This is a genomic window from Yersinia similis (genome assembly GCF_001053095.1).
GTDB classification, from domain to species: domain Bacteria; phylum Pseudomonadota; class Gammaproteobacteria; order Enterobacterales; family Enterobacteriaceae; genus Yersinia; species Yersinia similis.
The window spans coordinates 87,569-93,837 of record NZ_CGBP01000017.1 but is presented as its reverse complement, the minus strand read 5'-3'; the positions used below and the strand labels follow the sequence as shown (position 1 = coordinate 93,837).

Genomic DNA, 6,269 nt, shown 5'->3' with positions numbered 1-6,269 from the left:
CTGCCTGTTCTCTCCGTCGCGGGCACTTTGTCAATAACCTCAGACGGGCTTGGCCCGTTTTATGTTGTGCCCGTGTTTTATATTGTGCCAGTAGAGTTAACGAGCCGTTCCCATTGAATATGCGGGCGGCAAGCCTCTATAATCGGCTTTATTTTTTGCACTAAAACTATAGAGAACAGACGTGGCAAAGAACATTCAAGCCATCCGTGGTATGAACGATTATCTGCCAGCCGATACGGCAATATGGCAGCGGATCGAAGGCATCTTGAAGCAAGTGCTAAGCGGTTACGGTTACAGTGAAATCCGTATGCCGATTGTAGAGCAGACCCCGTTATTCAAACGCGCTATCGGTGAAGTGACCGATGTAGTTGAAAAAGAGATGTACACCTTTGACGATCGCAATGGCGAAAGCCTGACACTGCGCCCGGAAGGGACTGCAGGCTGTGTACGCGCTGGTATTGAACATGGTCTGCTGTACAATCAGGAACAGCGTCTGTGGTACATCGGTCCGATGTTCCGCTATGAACGTCCGCAAAAAGGTCGTTATCGTCAGTTCCATCAATTGGGGGCCGAAGTCTTTGGTCTACAAGGGCCAGATATCGATGCCGAACTGATTTTACTGACAGCCCGCTGGTGGCGCGCATTAGGTATCTTTGAACATGTGAAGCTGGAGCTGAACTCTATCGGTTCATTGGCTGCCCGTGCTGATTATCGAGAAGCTCTGGTGGCGTTTCTGGAGCAACACGTTGACGTACTGGACGAAGATTGTAAGCGCCGTATGTACAGCAATCCGTTGCGGGTGTTAGATTCCAAAAACCCTGATGTTCAGCAGTTACTTGATGATGCACCAAAACTGTCTGATTATCTGGATGAAGAGTCAAAACAACATTTTACCGGTTTGTGTGAACTTTTAGATAAGGCCAGCATCCCATATACCGTTAATGAACGTTTAGTTCGTGGTTTGGATTATTACAACCGTACGGTATTTGAGTGGGTAACTAACAGTCTGGGCGCACAGGGCACAGTATGTGCTGGTGGGCGTTATGATGGTTTGGTAGAGCAACTCGGGGGGCGTGCAACCCCTGCCGTAGGTTTTGCGATGGGCCTTGAGCGCTTGGTTCTGCTGGTGCAGGCTGTTAATGCTGATTTCCAGGTGCCAGCGACAGTAGATGCCTATGTTATCTCCTCTGGTGAGGGGGCGCAAAGTGCTGCGATGCTACTTGCTGAGAGCCTACGTGATGCCTTACCAACGCTAAAAATAATGACCAATTACGGTGGCGGTAATGTTAAGAAACAATTTACACGCGCTGATAAGTGGGGGGCTCGTTTCGCTTTAATGCTTGGTGAAAGCGAAGTGGCCGCGCAGCAAGTCGTTGTAAAAGATTTGCGAAATGGTGAACAAGAAACGCTGGCGCAAGCGGATGTTGCTGCGCGTCTGGCTTTGATGTTGGGTTAAGGAGAGAGACACCGTGGAAGTCTATACCACTGACAATGACCAGGTTGATGCAGTGCGCCGTTTCTTTAGTGAAAATGGTAAAGCGCTCGCCGTGGGTGTGGTGCTCGGGATTGGTGCATTAGTGGGCTGGCGTTATTGGCAGGGTAATCAGAATACTGCCATGACGGAAGCCTCCTCTGCCTATCAGAAAGTCAGTACTGCTTTGTCAACCAACAGTGCTGGTAATGTTAGTGCTGATAGCATTGCCCTTGCTGAAAAGTTTATTCAGGGCAATAAAAATAACTACGGCGTACTCGTCGGGTTAGAACTGGCTCATGATTTTGTTGAACAAAATGCATTTGATAAAGCGGCACAGCAACTCAGTCAAGCCTTGGGCCAGACGAAAGATGAAAATCTGTTGTCGCTGATTAATCTGCGCCTCGCACGTGTACAACTGCAACTGAAAAAACCAGATGAAGCACTGAAAACGCTGGATGCAGTACAAGGTGATGGCTGGACAGCGATGGCTCAAGATGTTCGTGGCGATGCGTTATTAAGCAAAGGTGATACCGCAGGTGCGCGCGCTGCTTATAGTAAGGCTATCGAATCTAATGCTTCTCAGGCGCTGCAAGCATTGTTGCGCATGAAACTGAATAACTTGTCCAGCTAAGGGGTATTCCCATGCAATTGCGTAAAACACTCTTAGTAGGACTGGTATCTGTTGCCCTATTGAGTGGTTGCTCACTGTTTAACAGTGAAGAAGATGTGGTTACTATGTCGCCACTGCCAAAGGTTGAAAATCAATTCTCACCAACCAAGGTGTGGAGCACGTCTGTTGGTAGCGGTGTTGGTGATTATTACTCTCATCTGCGCCCTGCATGGCAGGGGACTTCGGTATTTGCTGCTGATCGCAAAGGTTTAGTGAAAGCCATGGATGCAGACACCGGTAAGCAAATCTGGCAAACCGATCTGTCTGAAAAAACGAATTTTCTCTCCAGCAACCGTTCTGCGATGTTATCTGGTGGCGTAACAGCTTCAGGCTCGCATGTTTATGTTGGCAGCGAAAAAGCGGTGGTTTACGCGCTTAATGCCGATGATGGTCAGGTTGCATGGCAGAGCGTCGTTGCGGGTGAGGCGTTGTCCCGTCCTGTGGTGAGCGATGGCGTAGTACTGATCCACACATCGAATGGTATGCTGCAAGCGCTGAATGAGTCTGACGGTGCGATCAAGTGGACACTAAATCTGGATACTCCTGCGCTGTCTCTGCGTGGTGAATCAGCCCCTGCGGTTGCATTTGGTGCAGCGATTGTCGGTGGTGACAATGGCCGGGTCAGTGCAGTGATGATGGAACAGGGTCAGTTGATCTGGCAACAACGTATCTCACAAGTGACCGGTGCTACTGAAATTGACCGCCTGAATGATATCGATATCACGCCTGTTGTGGTTGATGGTGTGGTTTATGCGCTGGCTTATAACGGTAATCTAACCGCCTTGGATTTGCGTTCCGGCCAGATCCTGTGGAAGCGTGAGATAGGTTCCGTGAATGACTTTATTGTTGACGCTGGGCGCATTTATCTCGTTGATCAAAATGACCGTATAATCGCGCTGAAGTCTGATGGTGGCGTAACGCTTTGGAGTCAAAGCGATTTATTGCATCGTAACTTGACCGCTCCAGTGATGTATAATGGCTATCTGGTCGTAGGTGATGCCGAAGGTTATCTGCATTGGGTGAATACCGATGATGGCCGTTTTGTTGCTCAACAGAGCGTGGACAGCTCAGGTTTCCTGAGTGCGCCAGTGGTTGCCAGCGATAAGCTGTTGATTCAGGCAAGAAGCGGTACGGTATACGCGTTCACCCGTTAATACTGATTTAGCGCCTGTTGTTTGACAGGCCAGTACCTCAAAAACGGCTCCTGGGACTCAGGGGCCGTTTGTATTCTAAAAACTGTGCTGTTGAAGGTTTGATGCAGCGCTGTAACGCTTTGAAAATTAAGTAATGAGGCTTCAACAATGATACCTGTCATCGCGCTGGTCGGGCGCCCGAATGTGGGTAAATCCACTTTATTTAACCGCTTAACGCATACCCGTGATGCATTAGTTGCGGATTTTCCCGGGCTAACGCGTGATCGTAAATATGGTCGTGCCGAGGTCGAGGGGCATGAGTTTATTGTTGTCGATACCGGAGGTATTGATGGCACAGAAGATGGTGTAGAAACCAAGATGGCAGGTCAATCGTTATTGGCGATTGAAGAGGCGGATATTGTCCTGTTTATGGTCGATGCACGTGCTGGCTTGATGCCTGCGGATCAGGGGATTGCTCAGCATCTGCGCAGCCGTGAAAAAGCCACTTTCCTGGTCGCTAACAAAACCGATGGCATTGATCCTGATACTGCTACAGCAGATTTCTACTCTTTAGGTTTAGGCGAAGTTCACGCTATTGCTGCCTCCCATGGGCGTGGCGTTACTCAACTGATTGAAGATGTCATGGCACCTTATATGGATGCCGAGGAACCTGAAGTTGAGTTGACCGAAGAAGAGGCAAATGCGGCCTATTGGGCTGAGCAGGAAGGTCAAGGTGACGATGTTCCGCCTGAAGATCCGGAAGATGATTTTGACCCACGGACTTTGCCAATCAAATTGGCGATAGTGGGGCGTCCTAACGTAGGCAAGTCCACACTAACTAACCGTATCCTCGGTGAAGATCGCGTAGTGGTTTATGACCTGCCGGGTACGACGCGCGATAGCATTTATATCCCGATGACGCGTGATGACCGTGAATATATTTTGATTGATACGGCGGGTGTACGTAAGCGCGGTAAAATCACTGAAACGGTTGAAAAATTCTCCGTAATCAAGACGTTGCAGGCGATTGAAGACTCTAACGTTGTCCTGTTGGTTATTGATGCCCGTGATGGAATTTCAGATCAGGACCTGTCCCTATTAGGCTTTATTCTCAATAGTGGGCGCTCACTTGTTATTGCAGTTAACAAATGGGATGGCATGACTGAAGAAGCCCGTGCGCAAGTGAAAGATATGCTGGACCTGCGTCTTGGTTTTGTTGATTTTGCCCGCATTCACTTTATTTCAGCCTTGCATGGCAGTGGCGTGGGTAACCTGTTTGAATCGGTACAGGAAGCTTATGATTGCTCTACCAAGCGAGTGGGTACTTCCTTACTGACCCGTATTATGCAAATGGCAGAGGAAGACCATCAACCTCCGTTAGTTCGTGGTCGCCGGGTGAAACTGAAGTATGCCCATGCCGGTGGCTATAACCCGCCAATTGTTGTGATTCACGGTAATCAGGTTACTGACTTGTCAGATTCTTACAAACGCTACCTGATGAACTATTTCCGTCGTTCACTGAAAGTTATGGGTACGCCAATCCGCATTCAGTTTAAAGAGGGTGAGAACCCGTTTGCCGGTAAGCGCAACCCGCTGACACCGAATCAGATGCGTAAACGTAAACGTTTGATGTCTCATCTGAAAAAAGGTAAGTAATTCAATAGCGCGCGGATATCCCGCGTTGAGGTTATTGACAACGTGCCCACGACGGAGAGAACGGGCAACAAGTAAAGACGCCGGTTTTCCTGTATAAAAATAGCTTCCTTGGGGGCTTGAGCCGCGCCATCTCTGGCGCGGACACTTTACTCTTCTGCCTATCCTCACCGTTCAAGAGTGAGTCATCGGGGTTTGTCAGTAGCCTGGTTTTTTTCTATATATAACCTGGTTTTTTATATATAACCTGGTTTTTTATATATAAATAGTTATATACCTAAATATAAATAGTTATATACCCAAGTTACTCCAAGTTGCAGATGTGTTGGCCGCTGGCCGTTTAAAGAAAAGAGAGTTGAGAGCCAGCCATGTCTTGGGAAACCTGGAGTTTCGCATTCAGTGTAACGGTACCTAACTTACTGATGATGTTGCTCGGCGTGTTATTACGGCGCTGTCGCTTAATCGATGATAATTTCTGCGATGGTGCGACTCGGCTGGTCTTCAATTTAGCGCTGCCGTGTCTGCTGTTTTTCAGTGTCGCCACTAATCACGTAAGTTTACTGGATAACCTGCCGTTAGCTATCTACGGTGCGGTGGGGACCTTGCTAACCTTTTTACTGCTCGAAGTAGCAGCCAAATGGTTGGTAAAAGACCCAAGAGAGCGTGGTGTGTTCGTTCAGGGCGGTTTTAGGGCCAATACTGCCATTGTTGGTTTAGCTTTTGCCATGACAGCCTATGGTACCGAAGGGGTTGCGATCGGTTCTATGTATCTGACGGTGACGGTGATTTTATTTAATACGCTGTCGGTGATAACACTGACCCGTAGCCTGCAAGCTGTGCAGGGTGGCAAAGTCAGCAAATTATCGCTATTACGCGGTATCGTTACGAATCCGCTGATTATCGGCTTAGTCTGTGGCCTACTCTTTGCCCAAACCACCTTATCGCTTCCGCATGTCATTGTGCAAACGGGTAGCTATATTTCTGCTCTGGCATTGCCCTTGGCGTTACTCTGTACCGGAGCCAGCCTTGATTGGCATGCAATGTTTCGTTCTTCCAATGTGGCAGCGCTATCCTCGGTGGCAAAATTATTTTTAGTCCCAATATTGATGACGTTGGGTGGCTTACTGATGGGGTTTCGTGGTGCTACGCTGGGGGTGATCTTTCTGTTTTCTGCCACCCCAACCGCTGCCGGTAGCTATGTTATGACGCGAGCAATGGGAGGCAATGCGACCTTGGCGGCCAATATTATCGCCATGACGACGGTTGGCTCATTTTTCACCACGGCGTTAGGGATCTACTTTTTACGTTCGCTGGGTGTGATGTAGGTTTCAACTGAGAT

The 6,269-nt window shown here is 48.7% G+C and carries 5 protein-coding genes; all 5 read left to right on the top strand.

Going from position 1 to position 6,269, the window contains the following annotated elements:
- The first annotated feature begins 181 nt into the window (after nt 1-181).
- The 5 genes from hisS to AC971_RS13585 all read left to right on the top strand — a co-directional run bounded on the left by hisS (nt 182) and on the right by AC971_RS13585 (nt 6,255).
- Nucleotides 182-1,456, top strand: coding sequence for a histidine--tRNA ligase (gene hisS, locus AC971_RS13605; protein ID WP_025380849.1), 1,275 nt, complete (start codon nt 182-184; stop codon nt 1,454-1,456).
- 13 nt (nt 1,457-1,469) lie between these two features.
- A complete protein-coding gene (locus AC971_RS13600; protein WP_025380848.1) occupies nt 1,470-2,105 on the top strand; it encodes a YfgM family protein in 636 nt (211 codons plus the stop codon).
- Between the two features lie 11 nt (nt 2,106-2,116).
- Entirely contained in the window at nt 2,117-3,298 is a 1,182-nt protein-coding gene (gene bamB / locus AC971_RS13595; protein WP_025380847.1) for an outer membrane protein assembly factor BamB, read from the top strand.
- 147 nt (nt 3,299-3,445) lie between these two features.
- Entirely contained in the window at nt 3,446-4,933 is a 1,488-nt protein-coding gene (gene der / locus AC971_RS13590) for a ribosome biogenesis GTPase Der (protein ID WP_025380846.1), read from the top strand.
- Between the two features lie 365 nt (nt 4,934-5,298).
- Nucleotides 5,299-6,255 (top strand): AEC family transporter, encoded by a 957-nt coding sequence (locus tag AC971_RS13585; RefSeq protein WP_025380845.1) that lies wholly within the window; start codon nt 5,299-5,301, stop codon nt 6,253-6,255.
- The last annotated feature ends 14 nt before the right edge of the window (nt 6,256-6,269 follow it).